Source organism: Dietzia cinnamea NBRC 102147 (assembly GCF_001571065.1).
Taxonomy (GTDB): Bacteria; Actinomycetota; Actinomycetes; order Mycobacteriales; family Mycobacteriaceae; genus Dietzia; species Dietzia cinnamea.
This window is the reverse complement of sequence record NZ_BCSW01000011.1, coordinates 1-16,194: the sequence shown is the minus strand read 5'-3', so window position 1 is coordinate 16,194 and position 16,194 is coordinate 1. Positions and strand designations below refer to the sequence as shown.

Sequence of the window (16,194 nt, the reverse complement as noted above, 5' to 3'; positions counted from 1 at the left end):
GGTGGCCACGCGGCCATCGGAGCAGGAGGTGCGCGATGTCGCGACCAGAACCCCGCGCCCGCTACGGACGCTACGTCGGCGGGCCGGACCCGCTCGCGCCCCCGCTCGACCTGTCCGAGGCACTCGACGCGGTGTCCGAGGGTGTCATGGCCGGCTACTCACCCGAGCAGTCCATGCGCGAGTTCCTGCGCTCCGGCGGCCGCGACCACACCGGGCTCGACGAGCTCGCGGGGCGCGTCCACCGCCGCCGGCGTGAACTGCTGAAGCGCCACCGGCTGGGCGGCACCCTCGACGAGGTCTCGAAGCTGCTCGACGAGGCGCTGCTCGCCGAACGCGGGCAGCTCGCCCGCGACACCGAGATGGACCCCATGGACCGCACGCTGCGGGAGATGACCATCGAGAACCTCCCCGACAGTCCGGCGGCCGCGGTGGGGGAGCTCAAGGACTACGACTGGGCCTCGTCGGACGCCCGCGAGGCGTACAGGCGGATCCAGGACCTGCTGGGTGCCGAGGCGCTCGACGCGCGGTTCGCCGGAATGAAGCAGGCGCTGGAGAACACCACCGACGCCGACCGGGCGGCGGTGTCCGAGATGCTCTCCGGCCTCACCGACCTGCTGGGCAAGCACGCCCGCGGGGAGGACACCGACGAGGACTTCCGCGAGTTCATGGACAGGCACGGTGACGCCTTCCCCGAGCAGCCGCAGAACGTCGACGAGCTCATCGACACCCTCGCCAAGCGCTCGGCCGCAGCGCAGCGGATGATGCGCTCGATGACCCCGGAGCAGCGGGAGGAGCTCATGGCCCTGTCGCAGCAGGCGTTCGGCTCGCCCGAGCTCTCCGAGCAGCTCGGCAGACTCGACGGATTGCTGCAGACACTGCGACCCGGCGAGAACTGGGACGGCTCCGAGGACTTCGAGGGCTCCGAGGACCTAGGCGTGTCCGAGGGGACGGCCGCGATGGCCGAACTCGGAGACCTCGACCGCCTGGCCGAGCAGCTGTCCCGCGGTGACCGGTCGCCGCTGTCCGAACTGGACCTGGAGGCCGTCGAGCGCACCCTCGGTCGTGAGGCGGCGGTGTCCGTCCAGACCCTGGCCCGGCTCGAGCAGGCCATGCGGGACTCGGGCTATCTGAGCCGCCGGTCGGACGGCGACCTGCGACTGTCCCCGGCCGCGCTCCGTAAACTGGGCCGGTCGCTGCTGCGGGACGCCGCCCGCCGGCTGTCCGGCAGATCGGGCGCGCGGGAGACCCGTGCATCGGGCGCGGCCGGTGACCAGACGGGGTCGAGCCGGGGATGGGAGTTCGGCGACGTCGAGTCGTGGGACGTGCCGCGGACGATCGGAAACGCGATCTCCCGCATCGCCGCCGAGGGCGGTGAACCCGCTGGCGGGGTCCGGCTCCTGCCCGAGGACATCGAGGTCCGCGAGACCGAGGCCCGGACGCAGGCCGCGGTCGCGCTGCTCGTGGACACCTCGTTCTCCATGGCGATGGAGGGCCGGTGGGTGCCGATGAAGCGCACCGCGCTCGCCCTGCATCACCTGGTGAGCACCCGCTTCCGGCAGGACCGGCTCCAGCTCATCTCGTTCGGGCGGTTCGCCCAGACCCGCACGATCGAGTCACTGTTGTCACTGGACGCCCAGTACGAGGCCGGGACGAACCTGCACCACGCGTTGCTCCTGGCGGGTCGTTTCTTCCGCGAGCACCCGACCATGCAGCCGGTCCTGCTCATCGTCACCGATGGCGAGCCCACCGCGCACCTGCTCAGCGGCGGCGAACCCTGGTTCGCCTACCCGCCGGACCCGGACACGATCCGCACGACCGTCGACGAGCTCGACAGGGTCGCCCGGTTCGGCGCGCAGACCACGTTCTTCCGCCTGGGTGCGGATCCCGGCCTCTCGCGGTTCCTGGATGCGCTGGCCCGGCGGGTCGAGGGCACGGTGGTGGCGCCGGAGGTCGACGACCTCGGGGCTGCCGTGGTGGGGCGGTTCCTGCACACACGCCACGGCCGGCCTGGCGCCGGTGACGCGTGGAGCGCGGGCGGCCGCTGGGCCGTGTGACCCCTCTCAGGGCATCGGTGCGCCGACCTCGCCGGAAACCCGGCGCAGGACACGCAGCGAATCCACGGCGGCCACCTCGGTGAACTGCCCTGACTCCAGGGCGCGGCAGTAGATCTCGTACGGCGGACGACCGCCGTCCTCGGGGTTCGGGAACACGTCGTGGATGAGCAGCGCTCCGCCGATCTTCACCCACGGGGCCCAGCCGGAGTAGTCGGCCTGCGCGGCCTCGGAGGAGTGGCCACCGTCGATGAAGACGAACGACGCGGGAGTGCCCCACACCCGCGCGACCTGCCGGGAGCTGCCCACCGCGGCGGTCACCACCTCGTCCAGACCCGCGTCCCACATGGTGTGGCGGAAGGCGACCAGGGTCTCCAGGCGCCCGGTGTGCGGGTCGACGAGCGAGGTGTCGTGGTATTCCCAGCCCGGCTGGTGCTCCTCGGACCCGCGGTGGTGGTCGACGGTGACGATGCTGCCGCCGGTCACGCGCGCGGCGGCGCCGAGGAACACCGTCGAGCGGCCGCAGTACGTGCCGATCTCCACGCCCACACCGTCGCCCAGGTACTCGCAGGCGATCTCGTAGAGAGTCGTGCCCTCCTCCAGTGGCATGAAGCCCGGGGCGGCGAGTGCGACGGCGAGCAGCGAGGGTTCGATCTCGGGTGCGGTCATGACAGTCAACCTAGCGCCCACCCCTCGGCCCTCGGTGCGGCGGGCGGCCTTGCGGGCGCGGCGCTCACGCCGTCGTCGTCGCGGTCAGCGCAGCGCCTCCTCGCGGAACTCGCCGGGGAAGTCCACCGACGGGCCGTTGTCTACCTCGGCCCTGCGCAGCTCGACGCGCCGGATCTTGCCCGAGATCGTCTTGGGCAGGTCCGTGAACTGCAGCCGGCGGATCCGCTTGTAGCCGGCCAGGTGGGTGCGCGAGTACTCGAAGATCTCCCGCGCGGTCTCCTCGGTCGCCTCCCAACCCCCGGCCAGGACGACGAACGCCTTGGGCACGCTCAACCGCACCGGATCGGGGGAGGGCACCACGGCCGCCTCGGCCACGGCCGGGTGCTCGAGCAGGACCGACTCGAGCTCGAAGGGTGAGATCCGGTAGTCCGAGGACTTGAAGACGTCGTCGGTGCGACCCACGTAGGTGATGTAGCCGTCGGCGTCCCGGGAGCCCACGTCGCCCGTGTGGTAGAACCCGTCGGCGTACGCGGCAGCGGTCCGCTCCGGGTCGCCGTGGTAGCCGACCATCAGACCGAGCGGCCGCGGGTCGAGGCGCAGGCAGATCTCGCCCTCGGCCCCGTCATCGGTGACCTCCTGCCCCGTGGCCGGGTCCACCAGCGCCACCTCGAAGCCCGGGCACGGCCGGCCCATGGAGCCGTCCTTGATGGGCTGGCCGGGGGTGTTGGCGATCTGCACGGTGGTCTCGGTCTGGCCGAAGCCGTCACGAATGGTCACGCCCCACGCGTCGCGGACGCGGCCGATCACCTCGGGGTTGAGCGGCTCACCGGCGCCCACCGCCAGACGCGGCGGGACCTGCAGCTGCGTGAGGTCGGCCTGGATGAGCATGCGCCACACGGTCGGCGGGCAGCACAGGCTGGCCACTCCGCAGCGGTCCATCTCGCGCATCATCGCCGTCGCGTCGAAGCGGGAGTAGTTGTAGATGAACACGCACGAACCGGCGATCCACGGCGTGAAAACGTTGGACCACGCGTGCTTGGCCCAGCCGGGCGAGGACACGTTGAGGTGCACGTCGCCGGGCTGCAATCCGATCCAGTACATGGTCGACAGGTGGCCGGCGGGGTACGAGGCATGCGTGTGCTCGACGAGCTTGGGCTTGCTGGTGGTGCCGGAGGTGAAATACAGCAGCAGGGTGTCGTCGGCGTGCGTGGTGTGGCTGGGCTCGAAGTCGGGGGAGGCGTCCATCGCGCCGGCCAGATCGATCCAGCCCTCGGGCGCCCCGCCGACGGCGTCACCCACATCGGCCCCGCCGACGGCGCCACCCACGTCGGCCCCGCCGACGGAGATGCGCTGGAAGTCACCGGAGATGCCGGCGAAGCGGTCGGCCAGCTCGGCGCGGGCGATCACGTGTTTGATCCCGCCGCGGGCGATCCGGTCGCGCAGGTCGCCCTCGGCCAGGAGCGTGGTCGCGGGGATGACGACGGCGCCGAGCTTGATCACGGCGAGCATGACGTCCCAGAGTTCGACTTGGTTGGCGAGCATGAGCAGGATGCGGTCGCCGGGCTCCACTCCGTGGTCGCGGAGCCAGTTGGCGGTGCGGTCGGAGCGGATGCGCATCTCGTCGAACGAGTACTTGGCCTCGGTGGGTGCGCCGCCGCCGTCGTGCTCCTCGACGATCCACAGCGCCGGGTCGTCGTTGCCCTCGGCCTGGACGTCGAACCAATTCAACGCCCAGTTCCATTCGTCCAGCTCAGGCCAGACGAAACCGTCCCGGGCACCCTCGTAGTCCTGCGCGTGGGCCTGGAGGAAGTCGCGGGCGGCGCGGAACCGGACGGTGGCCTCGGTGGGCAACGGGGACATGGGTACTCCTGTCGACGGACGTGCCTATTGTGTAGTGAGTCAGCTCACAGTAGGTCCGTCGTTCGGGGTGGCGGTACACCCGAAAGGGGATGGTGCGAGGCCCGTCGCCGCCTCGATATGGATTACTAGGAGTTGCAAGTATAGGGTGATGGGCATCACGGGAGAGGGGCGCGCGGTCACCAGGCCGCGGCGAGCCCGCTGACGAAGGGACGGACATGTCGGATCTCAGGCAGGTCGAGCACTACATCAACGGCGCGCGTGTCGCGGCCACGGGCGGCCGCACCCAGGAGGTGCTCAACCCGAGCACGGGGAAGGCGCAGGCGATCGTGCCGCTGGCCACGACGGCCGAGGTCGACGACGTCATCGCCAAGGCCGCCGCCGCGCAGAAGGCGTGGGCCGCGCAGAACCCGCAGAAGCGCGCCCGCGTGCTCATGCGGTTCGTCGACCTGGTCAACCAGAACATGCAGGAGCTCGCGGAGCTGCTCGCGATCGAGCACGGCAAGACGACTCCGGACGCGAAGGGCGACATCCAGCGCGGCCTCGAGGTCATCGAGTTCGCGATCGGCATCCCGCACTTGCTCAAGGGCGAGTACACCGAGAACGCCGGCACCGGAGTGGACGTCTACTCCATGCGCCAACCGCTCGGCGTCGTCGCCGGCATCACGCCGTTCAACTTCCCGGCCATGATCCCGCTGTGGAAGGCCGGTCCGGCCATCGCGTGCGGCAACGCGTTCGTCCTCAAACCATCAGAGCGCGACCCGTCGGTGCCGGTCCGCCTCGCGGAGCTGTTCACCGAGGCCGGTCTGCCGGACGGCATCTTCCAGGTGGTGCACGGCGACAAGGAGGCCGTGGACGCCATCCTGAACAACGACACGATCCAGGCGGTCGGCTTCGTCGGCTCCACCCCGATCGCGCAGTACATCTACGAGAACGCCGCGCGCACCGGCAAGCGCGCGCAGTGCTTCGGCGGCGCCAAGAACCACGCGATCATCATGCCGGACGCGGACATGGACCAGGTCGCGGACGCCCTGGTCGGGGCCGGTTTCGGCTCGGCGGGCGAGCGCTGCATGGCCATCTCGGTGGCCGTGCCGGTCGGCGAGGGCACCGCGGAGAAGCTGATCGAGAAGCTCCTGCCCAAGGTCAAGGAGTTGAAGGTCGGCCACAGCCACGACCCGCGGTCCGACTACGGCCCGCTGGTGACCCCGGAGTCCAAGGAGCGCGTGCTGGACTACATCTCCCAGGGCGCCGATGCGGGCGCGGAGGTGCTCGTCGACGGCCGCGGCGTGGGCGCCTACACGGACTCCTTCAACGGCGAGGACATCTCGGGCGGCTACTTCGTCGGGCCGACGCTGCTGGACAAGGTCACGACCGACATGAGCGTGTACACCGACGAGATCTTCGGCCCGGTGCTGTCCATCGTCCACGCCAAGGACTTCGAGGAGGCCCTCGCGCTGCCCAGCGACCACGAGTACGGCAACGGCGTGGCCATCTTCACCCGTGACGGTGACGCGGCCCGCGAGTTCGTCTCCCGCGTGGAGGTCGGCATGGTCGGCGTGAACGTGCCGATCCCGGTGCCGATCGCCTACCACACCTTCGGCGGCTGGAAGAAGTCCGGCTTCGGCGACCTCAACCAGCACGGGCCGGAGTCGATCAAGTTCTACTCCAAGGTCAAGACGGTCACCCAGCGGTGGCCCTCGGGGATCAAGGACGGCGCCGAGTTCGTCATCCCCACGATGGACTGACGCCTACCGGGCGTAGGAGAGGAACCTGATGTTCACGCTTGATGACGACGACAAGGTCATCGTCGACGCCGCACGCGACTTCTCGGACAAGCGGGTCGGGCCCATGGCGCAGGAGTGGGATGAGAACCACCACTTCCCCAAGGACGTCCTGCGGGAGGCCGCCGGGATGGGCATGGGCGCGATCTATGTCTCGGAGGACGTCGGGGGCAGCGGGATGCGTCGCCTGGACGGTGTCCGCATCTTCGAGCAGCTCGCGCGGGGGTGTCCGTCGGTGGCGGCGTATCTGTCGATCCACAACATGTGCGTGTGGATGGTCGACGAGTTCGGCACGGACGAGCAGCGGCGGGAGTGGATCCCGCGGCTGGCCTCGATGGAGCTGTTCGCGAGCTACTGCCTGACCGAGCCGGGCGCCGGTTCGGACGCGGCGGCGCTGCGGACGAAGGCGGTGCGGGACGGCGACCACTACGTGCTCACCGGGACCAAGCAGTTCATCTCCGGTGGCGGGCAGTCGGACGTCTACCTCGTCATGGCGCGGACCGGGGACGCCGGCCCCAAGGGCATCTCGGCGTTCCTGATCCCCGCGGACTCCGAGGGGCTGAGCTTCGGCGCGGACGAGCGGAAGATGGGCTGGAACGCGCAGCCCACCGCGCAGGTGATCATGGAGGGCGTGCGCGTGCCGACCGCCAACCTCATCGGCGGTGCGGATTCCGGCGGGGAGGGGCTGGGCTTCACCATCGCCATGCGCGGTCTCAACGGCGGCCGCATCAACATCGCGGCCTGTTCGCTGGGCGGCGCGCAGGAGGCCTATGCGCGGGCGGTGGCCCACGTGCGGGACCGCGAGGCGTTCGGTGGGGCGCTCATCGACGAGCCGACCATCCGTTTCACCCTCGCGGAGCTGGCCACCGAGCTGGAGGCCAGCCGGCTGATGTTGTGGCGTGCGGCGGCGGCGCTGGACGCCAAGGAGCCCGACCACGTCGAACTGTGCGCCATGGCCAAGCTGTTCGTCACCGACCGCTGCTTCGACATCGCGGACCGGTCGCTGCAGCTGTTCGGCGGTTACGGATATCTATCCGAGTACGGAATCGAGAAGATCGTGCGGGATCTGCGGGTCCACCGCATCCTTGAGGGCACGAACGAGATCATGCGGGTCGTCGTCGGCCGGGCCGTCGCCGCTCGCGGACTGGGAGCGTAGTAGATGAGCAACGTGGACACGAGCAAGCCGACCGTGGCGTTCCTCGGGCTGGGCAACATGGGCGGGCCGATGGCCGCCAATCTGGTCGGGGCCGGTCACGAGGTCCGCGGTTTCGACCCGGTCGAGGCCGCGCAGCAGGCCGCGCGTGAGGCCGGGGTGACGGTGTGCGAGTCCCCGGCCGAGGCGGTGCGGGGTGCCGCCGCGGTCATCACGATGCTGCCCAACGGCGCGCTGGTGACCTCGACCTACGCCGACGTGCTCGGTTCCGCCGAGGCGGGGACGCTGTTCATCGACTCGTCCACCATCTCGGTCGACGACGCCCGCGCGGTCCACGAGCAGGCGGTGGCCGCCGGCATGCTCCAGGTCGACGCTCCCGTCTCGGGCGGGGTCAAGGGCGCCACCGCCGGCACCCTGGCGTTCATGGTCGGTGGTGAGGACGAGGCGTTCGCAGCCGCGCAGCCGCTGCTCGAGCCGATGGCGGGCAAGGTCATCCACTGCGGCGGCGCCGGTGCGGGGCAGGCCGCGAAGGTGTGCAACAACATGGTCCTCGCCGTGCACCAGATCGCGATCGGTGAGGCGTTCGTCCTGGCCGAGCGGCTGGGTCTCGAGCACCAGGCGTTGTTCGACGTCGTCACCGGCGCCACCGGCAACAGCTGGGCGTTGCACACCAACTGCCCGGTACCCGGCCCCGTCCCGACGTCGCCGGCGAACAACGAGTTCAAGCCCGGCTTCGCCACGGCACTGATGAACAAGGACCTCGGCCTGGCGCTGTCCGCGCTCGAGAGCACCGGCACGGTGGCGCCCCTCGGTGCTGCGGCCGCGGCGCTGTACGACGAGTTCGCGCAGGATCACGGTGACAAGGACTTCAGCGCCATCATCACCAGCATCCGCGACTCCGCGCGGAGCTGATCGACGTCAGTACGAGGAGCGTTGCCATGACCACCCTCCGACCGAGCGATTCGGACGCCGTCCTGGGCGCACTGCGCCGGGCCCGGCAGGACTCCGGGCTCCCGATCGTGTTCGCCGGGGAGGGGAACGGCGAGACCGCCCAACTCAGTCGGTTCATCGGCGCCCGGACCTCCTCCATGCAGGGCCTGCAGGTGGCCAAGGGGCGCGGGCTCGGCGGTCACGTCATGGCGTCGGGGCGACCCGCGACGGTGCGCGACTACGAGGACTGCTCCGGAATCACCCGGCACTACGCCGAGGCGGTGGGGCAGGAGGGGCTGCGCGCCATCATCTCGGTGCCGGTGATGGTCTCCGGCGTCGCGCGCACGATCCTCTACGGGTCGACGCGGGTGGCCACGCAGCTCGGTGACCACGTGACCCGGACCTTCAACTCGGTCGCCGCCGAGCTCGCCTCGGAGTTCCGGGTCCGCGACGAGGTCGACCGCCGCCTGCGCATGGCGGACGTCGCGGCCGCCGAGCACTCGGTCGGCCTGGAGGCCTCGGATCGCGAGCAGCTGAGGGTGTTGCACGGCGAGCTGCGGGCGATCGCCGCAGAGCTGGGGGACCCGGCCCTTCGCGACCGGTTGCTGGCGGCCGGGTCGGCCCTCGCCGGCGTCGGGCGCGCTCCCGACGCCGGCGACGTGCCGGTGCCCGCGAACTCGGTGCTCTCGCCCCGCGAGATCGACGTCCTCGCCCAGGTGGCGCTCGGATTGTCCAACGCCGAGGTGGGCGCGCGGTTGTCGCTCTCCCCGGAGACGATCAAGGCATACCTGCGCAACATCGGCACCAAGCTCGGGACGCGGTCGCGGATGGAGTCGGTGGCCCGGGCACGGCTGCTCGGCCTCCTGCCCTGACCCCCTCCCGCCTCGCGGCCGGGTCACGGCGGCGGCCCTACGCCGTCGCGGCCGAGCGCTCCTGCCACGCCACCCGCACGCCGGTCGCGGGCCGGGTCAGCATCTCGGTCCACGGGAACGTCAGGTCGTCGGGGTCCCGGCTGACCCGCACCTCGGGGCGGCACAGCGCGGCCACGGCGGCGGACAGTGCGGCCACGGCGATCTTCTCACCAGGGCAGCGGTGGCCCGTGCGCACGCCGGCACCGCCGTGGGGGATGAACGCCTCGAGCGCTTCGGCGTCGTCGACGTCCATGAACCGGTCGGGGTCGAACGTGGTGGCGTCCGGCCAGTGCCGCGGGTCGGTGTCGGTCCCGAGCAGGTCGAGCAGGACCCGCTGGCCCTTGCGCACGGGGCAGCCCTGGACCTCGAAGTCCGTGGTCGCCAGGGCGGGCAGCATGGGAACGAACGGGTAGACACGGCGGACCTCCTGGGCGAACGCCACGGCCTCGGGGATCTCGGTCAGCCGCCCGGCGGCGGACGCGGCCTCCCGGATCCGGTCCGCCCACGCGGGGTGTTCGGTGAGTGCGACGGCGGCGAACGCCGCGAACCGGGCCACCGCCACGGTGGGCCGGGTGAGGTTCTGCAGTTCCACCGCCGCGGTGCGGTCGTCGACGAGCGCGCCGTTCTCATCGCGCAGGTCGGCCATGGCCGCCAGGACGGAGTGCGGGTCGGCCCGGTGCCGGCCGGATCGCACCGCCCGGATCAGGTCGGTGGCCCACCGGTCCAGCCGGATGCGCTCGATCTGCGCGACCGGGTTGGTCGCCACGCGTCCGAACGTGTCGAGCAGGCGGCTCATCTGGCGGGCGCGACGGTCGGCCTCCGCAGGGGTGAGGGGCAGACCGGCCCAGCGGAACGCCGCCCGACCGAACGCGGTCGCCGTGTCGTCGTACACGGTGCCGGCGCCGCTGCGTGCCCACTGGTCGAGCATCTCCTCGAGCTCCTCGGCCACCAGCTCGCCGAAGTGGGCTCCCCGGTCGTCGTCGTAGGCCATGTCGGCCATCGCGTTCTTGCGTGTGGCGTGGGCGCGGCCGTCGAGCTTGTGGACGGAGCCGGGGCCGAACAGAGGCAACCGGATGAACCCCGGCATCGCCCCGTCACGTTTGACCTTGTCGGCGTCGTAGAACGCACGCACGCCGTCGATTCCCCGGAGCAACACCGCGCTGCGGCCCATCAACCGCAACCGGACCGGTGTCTGGGACTCGGCGGTGACCCCCGCACGCCGCCGTACCCGGGAGGCGAAGAGGTATCCCGAGCGCACGAAGTCGAAGGACTGGTCGCTGATCAGTCGGGGGACGGGTCGGGGCACGGGCGCTCTCCTTCGTGCTCGGGTGGGAACTCGCGGTCGGCGTCACGGCCACACTAGAGCGACTCGCGCCGCCGCGCTTCCGGTCGCGTCCGCAGCATCGGCGACCGGACGCCGCCCAACCGCCATCGGACGTCGGCCGCCGCGCGCTCACCGCGACCGCAGTGCCTTCATCAGGTCGTCGAGCATGCCGTCGGACGGCCGGTCGTCGGCGCGTCGGCTCGCGGTGGCGCGCCCGTCGGGGGACAGGCACCACCGCCACCAGTGGTCGAGGACGGTCTCGCCGGGGCCGGGGGCGCCCAGGCCGTCGGCGGTGAACGCGTCGGCGCCGGGCGCGCCCGCGCCGAGGTCGTCGGCGCCGACGACCGCCGGCCAGTCCCACGCGGCGGCCTGCGCGGACACCTTGCCGCCACCGCTGATCGGGTCGATCGCCAGTGCGGGCACACCGGCCTGCAGGGCCAGCACGAGTCCGTGCATCCGCATCGTCACCACGGCGTCCATGCGGGCGATCACCGAGCTCACCTGACCGGGCGTCGAGGGCAGTCGCCAGTCGCGGGGGTCGAGTCGGGTCTCCAGCGACAGCAGCGCCGAGTCCAGGCCGCCCAGCCAGTCGGTGAGCGCGCCGATCACGGCCTCGTGGCGGCGACGGTCGCCGTATTCGTGTTGGCCGCCGGTCAGGTAGACCCCGACGACTGGTACCGCTGATGGCGAGACGCGTGCCGCCAGGTCAGGTCGCGCGGTCGAACCGGGGGCGTCGCGGGCGATCACGGCGTCGAGCCGGTCGAGCAGGGGATCGGCGTGGTCCACGACGCTGACGCCGACAGCGATGCGTCGGCAGTGGGGGAAGCGGTCCAGCATCTCGACCGCGGCGTCGCCGCTGGCGGGGCCGCACACGAAGACCACGTGGGTGTACCGGGAGGGATCGACGTCGTCGAGGCGGAGGCCGCCGGGCGGGCACATCACCGCGCTCCAGGCGGTGTCGTGACCGATCCCGTCGGCGGTGAGGCGAAGGGCCACCGCCTCCATCGCCAGGACGTCGCCGGCCGTGGCCTCGCCGTGCAGGGGACTGGACCAACCGACGATGAGTACGCGCACGTCCCGAGCCTGCCCGACCCGGCGCCGTCCCGCCAGCCCCGGCTCGTCGGGCTAGCCTCGGGCCGGTGAACACCAACGTGACGGTCGTGGTGGCCTCGAGGAACCGACGAGAGGACCTCCGGGCCACCCTGCCCCGCCATGACGCGCCCGTGATCGTCGTGGACAACGCCTCGGACGACGACTCGGTGGAGGTGTGCCGCGCGGCGGGTGACCACGTGAGCGTCATCGCGTCGCCCGAGAACCTCGCCGCGAGGGCCCGCACCGTCGGCGCGCGGGCGGCGCGGACCGAGCTCGTCGCGTTCGCCGACGACGACTCGTGGTGGGAACCGGGCTCCCTCGAGCGGGCGGTGCGGCTCTTCGCCGAGTACCCGCGACTCGGCCTGGCCGCCGGCACCATCCTCGTGGGTCCGGCGGACGAGCCGGACCCGATCAACGCGGTCCTCGCCGACTCGCCCCTGGGCACCGCGCCGGACGCCCCGGGCCCGGCTCTGCTGGGTTTCGTCGGGTGCGGTGCGATCGTCCGCCGCGACGCGTTCCTCGAGGTGGGTGGGTTCGACGACGTCATCCGTTTCCCCGGCGAGGAGGAGCGGGTCGCCCTGGACCTGCACGACGCGGGCTGGCAGCTCTGCCACGTCCCGGACCTCGTGGCCCACCACCACCCGTCACCGGTGCGGGACGCGCCGGGGATCCGCCGGGCCGGCCTCACCCGCAGCCGGCTCCTCACCGCGGTCCTCCGGTTGCCGGCGGGCGCGGTCGCGGGTGAGGTCGTGGACGGGATGCGCAGCGCGGACGGACGGAGGGGACTCCTCAGCGCGGTGCCGCGGATCCCTGCCGCGCTCGCCGCGCGCCGGGTCGTGGGAGAGCGCACCCTGCGCGCGCGGGAGCGGCTCCGCGCCGCGGACGACGGGTAGAAGCCCCGCGCCGTAGACGACGGGTGGAAGCCGCCACACGGAAGGAGAGTCGGATGAGCAGCGCACCGGAGCCGGATGGTCGGGATCCCAGGGTGAGCGTGGTGATGATCACCTGGAACCGCCGCGAGGAGGCGCTCGCCGCCCTGGACCGGCTGGCGGGGCTTCCCGAGCGTCCGGAGGTCATCGTCGTCGACAACGGTTCCACCGACGGCACCGCCGACGCCATCACCCGCCAGCGCCCGGGCGTGCGGCTCATCGCCAGCCCCACGAACCTGGGCGCGGTCGGCCGCAACCTCGGGGTGGACGCGGCGACCACCCCCTATGTCGCGTTCTGCGACGACGACACGTGGTGGGATCCCGGTTCGCTGCGCGCCGGTGCGGACGCCCTCGACGCGCACCCGCGGCTGGGCGTGGTCACGGCGCGGATCGTCGTGGAGCCGGACGGCGAGGACGACCCGATCGTCGCGGAGCTGGAGAACTCACCGGTGCGCGGCCCGGACTGGCTCCCCGGGCCGGCGCTGGGCAGTTTCCTCGCGGGGGCGAGCATCGTCCGGGCCGGGGCCTACCGGGAGGTCGGCGGCTTTCACGATCGTCTGTGGCTGGGGGGCGAGGAGGAGCTGCTCGCGGCCGACCTCGCCACCGCCGGCTGGGAGCTCTGCTACCTGCCCGAGATGACCGTGCACCACCAGGCGTCGGTGCTGCGCGACCCGCATCTGCGCCGCCGTCACGGCATCCGGAACACCCTCTGGTTCACGTGGCTGCGCCGGCCGCTGCCCGCCGCACTCCGGCGCACGCGCGACGTCCTCGCGGGCGCCCCGCGGGACCGGGTCACCGCGGCGGGGGTGCTCGACGCCCTCCGCGGCGCGGCCTGGGTGGCGAGGGATCGGCGGGTCCTGCCACCGCACGTCGAGGCGCGCTTCCTGGCCCTCGAGGAGAGCCAGAGGTCCAGCGCGGCGAGGCGCTACGAGAGCTGAGGCTTCGCACGCCGGTTCGCGGTCGAGCGTTAGGACGGCCGCGTTCGGTGGCCACTTCCCCCCGATCGGGCCTATGGTCGCGCCATGATCGTCCTGGGAGTAAATGCCACCTTCCACGACTCGTCCGCCGCGCTGGTCGTCGACGGACGCGTGGTCGCCGCGGCCGAGGAGGAACGCTTCTCCCGCCGTAAGCACGCCAAGCGGCCGGTGCCGTTCTCTGCCTGGGAACTGCCGGAGCTGTCGATGCGCTGGTGCCTCGAGGAGGCCGGGATCACCGCGGCGGATCTGGACGCGGTGGGGTACGCCTTCGACCCCGAGCTGGCGGCGCTGCAGCCCGACGACCCCTTCGACCCGGTGCGCATCGACTACGTGCGGCGCGCGCCGGAGTTCCTCGCCGAGGCGCTACCCGGGCTGGACCCCGACCAGGTGCGGTTCGTCGAGCATCACGTCGCGCACGCCGCTTCCGCCGCGCTGGCCGGGCCGCACCGCACGTGCGCGGTGGTGGTCAACGACGGCCGGGGGGAGCGGCATTCCCAGCTGGCGGGGCACTACCGCGACGGGGAGCTGGAGATCTGTCACCGCCAGGAACTGCCCGATTCGTTGGGCCTGTACTACGAGTCGCTCACCGAGCACCTGGGTTTTCTACGCTCGAGCGACGAGTTCAAGGTGATGGCACTGGCCTCCTACGGCGAGCCGCGCTTCCTGCCGGAGCTGCGCGAGAGCCTGCACGCGAACCCGGACGGGGGGTTCACCGCGCGCGCCCCGGAGTGGGAGAGGTTCGCGCCCCGCCGCGTCGACGACGGGACGTGGGGTGGTGTGCACGCCGATCTCGCCGCGTCGGTGCAGGCCGGGGTGGAGGAGGTGTTGGTGGAGAACGTGCGCTGGCTGCACCGGCAGACGGGCGAGCACGTGCTCACCATGGCGGGCGGGACCGCGCTGAACTGTGTGGCCAACACGAGGATCTGGCGTGACGGGCCGTTCGACGAGGTGTGGGTCCAGCCGGCGTCCGGCGACTCCGGTACCGCACTGGGGGCGGCGCTGCACCTGGCGCGCGAGCAGGACGAGCTCGCCCCGGGGGCCGTGGACCCCGCGGTGGGGCGTGGATGGGACGACGACGAGCTGGCGCAGTGGCTCACCGCGGCGCGCGTGCCCTTCAGCACCCCGGATGATCTGGCGGGCGAGGTGGCCGATCTACTCGCCGCCGACGGCGTCATTGCGTGGTTCGACGGGCGTAGTGAGTTCGGTCCCCGGGCGCTGGGTCGCCGGTCCCTGCTGGCCAACCCGACGCGGGCGGCGAACGTCGAGCGGCTCAACGACGTCAAGGGGCGTGAGCAGTTCCGGCCCGTGGCGCCGATGATCCTCGCCGAGCGCGCCGCCGATATCGTCACCGACGGCCCGCTGCCGAGCCCGTACATGCTCTTCGTGCACACGGTGCGCCCCGAATGGCGGGATCGGCTGCCCGCGGTGGTGCACACGGACGGCACCGCGCGGGTCCAGACGGTCTCGGACTCCGACACGCCGCGGGTCGCCGACCTGCTGCGCGCCTTCGAGGCCCGGACCGGTGTCCCGGTGCTGGTCAACACGAGCCTGAACACGGCGGGCCGGCCCATGGTGGACGATCCCCGCGACGCCCTCGAGTTGTTCGGGTCGGCGCCCGTCGCCGCGCTGGTGCTCGGCCCCCACCTCGTGCGCCGCGCCGACTTCGTCGCCGGCGGTGACGCATGAGCCGAGTTCCCCGCTGGGCGATCGTCGTGCCCACCATCGGTCGGGAGTGCCTCCAGGCGATGCTCGACTCCCTGGCCGCGCAGCGGACAGATGACACCCACCCGGCTCCCGTGGAGGTCGTGCTCGTCGATGACCGGCCGGGACGGGTCGACCCGCTGACGGCGAGCCTGCCGGGAGTCGACTGGCCGCTGCGGGTCGTCCGCGGCTACGGGCGAGGGCCCGCCGCCGCCCGCAACCGCGGCTGGCGGGCCACGCATGAGTCGGCCCCGGAGTGGATCTCCTTCCTCGACGACGACGTGATCCTGCCCGACGGGTGGCTCTCCGGGCTCGTGGACGACCTCGCGGCGTGCGGCCCGGACACGGGCGCCACGCAGGCCTCGATCCGCGTGCCGCGTCCGACGGATCGCCCGCCGACGGACTGGGAGCGCAACGTCGCCGCGCTCGAGGGCGCGGACTGGGCGACCGCGGACATGGCGTACCGCCGTGCGGCCCTCGAGCAGGTGGCGGGCTTCGACGAGCGGTTCCCCCGGGCCTTCCGCGAGGACGCCGATCTCGCGCTGCGGGTCCGCCGCGCGGGCTGGTCGCTCGCCCGCGGTGCGCGACACATCATCCATCCTGTCCGCCCGGCCGACGACGGGGTGAGCCTGCGCCTGCAGGCCGGCAACGCCGACGACGCCCTCATGCGGAGGCTGCACGGCCCGCGCTGGCGCGAGGTGGCGCAGGCCCCGGGCGGCGGATTCGGCTATCACGTGGCCACCGTGGCCGGGGCGCTGGTCGCGGCGGGGGGTGCCGCCACGGCGGTGGCGGCGGGCCCAGGCCAGCGCACCGCCCCCG

Annotated in this window: 13 protein-coding genes; 9 read left to right on the top strand and 4 right to left on the bottom strand. The window is 72.3% G+C overall.

Annotated elements, in window-relative coordinates:
• Positions 1-35: 35 nt before the first annotated feature.
• Complete coding sequence (locus tag DCI01S_RS06145) at positions 36-2,054, top strand: vWA domain-containing protein (RefSeq protein ID WP_061228407.1); 2,019 nt, start codon at positions 36-38, stop codon at positions 2,052-2,054.
• 6 nt (positions 2,055-2,060) lie between these two features.
• Here DCI01S_RS06145 and DCI01S_RS06140 read toward each other — a convergent pair whose 3' ends face one another.
• Positions 2,061-2,720 carry a class I SAM-dependent methyltransferase gene (locus DCI01S_RS06140; protein WP_061228406.1) on the bottom strand — a complete coding sequence of 220 codons (660 nt, stop codon included), beginning with the start codon at positions 2,718-2,720 and terminating at the stop codon, positions 2,061-2,063.
• An 84-nt stretch (positions 2,721-2,804) separates the two neighbouring features.
• Positions 2,805-4,580 carry an AMP-binding protein gene (locus tag DCI01S_RS06135; RefSeq protein ID WP_061228405.1) on the bottom strand — a complete coding sequence of 592 codons (1,776 nt, stop codon included), beginning with the start codon at positions 4,578-4,580 and terminating at the stop codon, positions 2,805-2,807.
• 215 nt (positions 4,581-4,795) lie between these two features.
• Here DCI01S_RS06135 and DCI01S_RS06130 point away from each other — a divergent pair, with 215 nt between their 5' ends.
• Genes DCI01S_RS06130 through DCI01S_RS06115 form a run of 4 tightly spaced genes read left to right on the top strand, consistent with a single transcriptional unit; the run spans position 4,796 to position 9,313 of the window.
• Complete coding sequence (locus DCI01S_RS06130) at positions 4,796-6,322, top strand: CoA-acylating methylmalonate-semialdehyde dehydrogenase (protein WP_061228404.1); 1,527 nt, start codon at positions 4,796-4,798, stop codon at positions 6,320-6,322.
• Between the two features lie 28 nt (positions 6,323-6,350).
• Positions 6,351-7,514, top strand: a complete 1,164-nt coding sequence (locus tag DCI01S_RS06125; RefSeq protein ID WP_061228403.1) for an acyl-CoA dehydrogenase family protein — start codon at positions 6,351-6,353, stop codon at positions 7,512-7,514.
• Positions 7,515-7,517: 3 nt separating this feature from the next.
• Positions 7,518-8,423: a 3-hydroxyisobutyrate dehydrogenase gene (gene mmsB, locus DCI01S_RS06120; protein WP_061228402.1), complete on the top strand. Its 906-nt coding sequence runs from the start codon at positions 7,518-7,520 to the stop codon at positions 8,421-8,423.
• A gap of 26 nt (positions 8,424-8,449) precedes the next feature.
• Positions 8,450-9,313 (top strand): LuxR C-terminal-related transcriptional regulator, encoded by an 864-nt coding sequence (locus DCI01S_RS06115; RefSeq protein WP_061228401.1) that lies wholly within the window; start codon positions 8,450-8,452, stop codon positions 9,311-9,313.
• A gap of 37 nt (positions 9,314-9,350) precedes the next feature.
• Here the strand turns inward: DCI01S_RS06115 and DCI01S_RS06110 are convergent, their stop codons facing one another.
• Both DCI01S_RS06110 and DCI01S_RS06105 read right to left on the bottom strand, forming a co-directional pair.
• Positions 9,351-10,658, bottom strand: a complete 1,308-nt coding sequence (locus tag DCI01S_RS06110) for a cytochrome P450 (protein ID WP_061228400.1) — start codon at positions 10,656-10,658, stop codon at positions 9,351-9,353.
• Positions 10,659-10,805: 147 nt separating this feature from the next.
• The gene (locus tag DCI01S_RS06105) at positions 10,806-11,750 is read right to left on the bottom strand and encodes a polysaccharide pyruvyl transferase family protein (protein ID WP_061228399.1); all 945 of its coding nucleotides are present in this window, start codon (positions 11,748-11,750) and stop codon (positions 10,806-10,808) included.
• 65 nt (positions 11,751-11,815) lie between these two features.
• Here DCI01S_RS06105 and DCI01S_RS06100 point away from each other — a divergent pair, with 65 nt between their 5' ends.
• From DCI01S_RS06100 to DCI01S_RS06085, 4 genes are all read left to right on the top strand, one after another.
• The gene (locus DCI01S_RS06100; RefSeq protein WP_061228398.1) at positions 11,816-12,661 is read left to right on the top strand and encodes a glycosyltransferase family 2 protein; all 846 of its coding nucleotides are present in this window, start codon (positions 11,816-11,818) and stop codon (positions 12,659-12,661) included.
• Between the two features lie 53 nt (positions 12,662-12,714).
• A complete protein-coding gene (locus tag DCI01S_RS06095; RefSeq protein WP_061228397.1) occupies positions 12,715-13,635 on the top strand; it encodes a glycosyltransferase family 2 protein in 921 nt (306 codons plus the stop codon).
• A gap of 84 nt (positions 13,636-13,719) precedes the next feature.
• Positions 13,720-15,360, top strand: a complete 1,641-nt coding sequence (locus tag DCI01S_RS06090; RefSeq protein ID WP_061228396.1) for a carbamoyltransferase family protein — start codon at positions 13,720-13,722, stop codon at positions 15,358-15,360.
• A partial coding sequence (locus tag DCI01S_RS06085) for a glycosyltransferase family 2 protein (RefSeq protein WP_156482550.1) occupies positions 15,357-16,194 on the top strand: 838 nt, incomplete at its 3' end. The genes DCI01S_RS06090 and DCI01S_RS06085, both read left to right, overlap by 4 nt.

Excerpts from the sequence above, each read along its gene's own strand:
- DCI01S_RS06095 (WP_061228397.1), top strand. The coding sequence starts at position 12,715 with ATGAGCAGCGCACCGGAGCCGGATGGTCGGGATCCCAGGGTGAGCGTG.
- DCI01S_RS06115 (WP_061228401.1), top strand. The coding sequence starts at position 8,450 with ATGACCACCCTCCGACCGAGCGATTCGGACGCCGTCCTGGGCGCACTG.
- DCI01S_RS06145 (WP_061228407.1), top strand. The coding sequence starts at position 36 with ATGTCGCGACCAGAACCCCGCGCCCGCTACGGACGCTACGTCGGCGGG.
- DCI01S_RS06135 (WP_061228405.1), bottom strand. The coding sequence starts at position 4,580 with ATGTCCCCGTTGCCCACCGAGGCCACCGTCCGGTTCCGCGCCGCCCGC.
- DCI01S_RS06090 (WP_061228396.1), top strand. The coding sequence starts at position 13,720 with ATGATCGTCCTGGGAGTAAATGCCACCTTCCACGACTCGTCCGCCGCG.
- DCI01S_RS06130 (WP_061228404.1), top strand. The coding sequence starts at position 4,796 with ATGTCGGATCTCAGGCAGGTCGAGCACTACATCAACGGCGCGCGTGTC.
- DCI01S_RS06140 (WP_061228406.1), bottom strand. The coding sequence starts at position 2,720 with ATGACCGCACCCGAGATCGAACCCTCGCTGCTCGCCGTCGCACTCGCC.
- mmsB (WP_061228402.1), top strand. The coding sequence starts at position 7,518 with ATGAGCAACGTGGACACGAGCAAGCCGACCGTGGCGTTCCTCGGGCTG.
- DCI01S_RS06125 (WP_061228403.1), top strand. The coding sequence starts at position 6,351 with ATGTTCACGCTTGATGACGACGACAAGGTCATCGTCGACGCCGCACGC.